1 protein-coding gene is annotated in these 1,316 nt (G+C 61.9%); it reads right to left on the bottom strand.

Features of this window, described 5'->3' with window-relative positions:
* Positions 1 to 3: 3 nt before the first annotated feature.
* Positions 4 to 1,047 carry an IS110 family transposase gene (locus AX724_RS15470; RefSeq protein ID WP_066768003.1) on the bottom strand — a complete coding sequence of 348 codons (1,044 nt, stop codon included), beginning with the start codon at positions 1,045 to 1,047 and terminating at the stop codon, positions 4 to 6.
* Positions 1,048 to 1,316: the final 269 nt, after the last annotated feature.

Genomic DNA, 1,316 nt, shown 5'->3' with positions numbered 1-1,316 from the left:
CTCCTATGATGATTGTCCAGCAGCAAGTGATGGTTCACTGCGGCTGAAGGTTGTGAAGTCACTGAACACCCATCCGTTTTTCAGGGTATCGTAGATGATGGAGAGCAGCTTTCGGGCGGTGGCGATTATGGCCTTTCCGGTGCCGCGCCGCTGGCGGATGCGCTCGTGGAAGCTCTTGAGATATGGCGAGTAGCGCGTTGCGACGAGGCTGCACTGGACGAGGGTGGTGCGCGCCAGCTTGTTGCCGCGCTTGGTGATCCGGCCGCGGTGGTCGGTCTCGTTCGACTGGGCAACGCGCGGCACCATGCCGAAGTAGGCGGCGAGCTTGTCGGCGCTTTCGAAGTCGTGGACGTTACCGATAGCCGCGAGCAGCACGGCGGCTGAGCGTGGGCCCACGCCCTTGATCGAGACGATCCCCTCATAGCCGGTGAGCGCCGAGGCGTGCTTTTCGATCTCGGTGTCGAGCTGCTTGAGGCTTGCAGTCAGGGACAGCGCGGTCTCACGCAGCACCGTGATCTCGACCTGCTCGCAAGGCGAGAACAGGGCCATGTCGATCGCGGCGAGCCCCCGCTTCGAGCCGAGGCTTTCCTTTTTCAGCTTGAGCCCCTTGCCGACATGCAGCGCGTGGATCTTGTTCAAGAGCCGGGTGCGCTGCTTGACCAGCAGATCGCGGGTGTGCGCCAGCGAAGCCAGTTCGGTCTCGGCGCTCGTCTTCACCCGCGTTTCGGGCAGCATGTCCTTCTCCAGGAACAGCGCGAGCGCCGCTGCGTCGTTCTTATCGGTCTTCTTTACCGACTTCCTGATCACCTTGAACTGACTGGGGTTGACCACCACCACCCGGCCCACACAGGGCAAGATCTGGTCACGGAACCAGGCGCTGTTGCCGGTCGCCTCGATCGCCACTTCGTCATCGGCGTCGAGGCTGCCGCAAAAGCGATCCATATCGCCAGGCGACAGGGTCAAGGTCTCGAAAGCTTCCGTGCCGTCCGCCTCGCGTCGGCACACCGTGATGCTGTTTTGATGAAGGTCGACTCCGATATAAGACATGGCTATTCTCCCGCTCGTTGGGTGAGGCGGAACCCACCCAGGCAAAGGGCGGGTGTGAACGGCCCGGCCAAACTCCTATACGAGGTCACCGACGCAAGTCGGGCCTCAAGCTGGTCGTTCGGCGGCAGGCGGCGGGTAATCTCCTTTACAGGGTCCAAAGCCCTAAGATGCCGATCCAGCCTGCAACCTATCCGCCTCGCCCAACACCGTAGCAAACGCCACGACGCCGAGCACCAAGGCCGATCACAAATCATTCATGCCATCTCCTT

The organism is Sphingobium sp. CCH11-B1, from assembly GCF_001556865.1.
In the GTDB taxonomy this organism is placed as follows: domain Bacteria; phylum Pseudomonadota; class Alphaproteobacteria; order Sphingomonadales; family Sphingomonadaceae; genus Sphingobium.
The sequence above is the reverse complement of the archived record's forward strand: the minus strand, read 5'-3'. Positions and strand labels throughout refer to the sequence as shown.

Excerpts from the sequence above, each read along its gene's own strand:
- AX724_RS15470 (WP_066768003.1), bottom strand. The coding sequence starts at position 1,047 with ATGTCTTATATCGGAGTCGACCTTCATCAAAACAGCATCACGGTGTGC.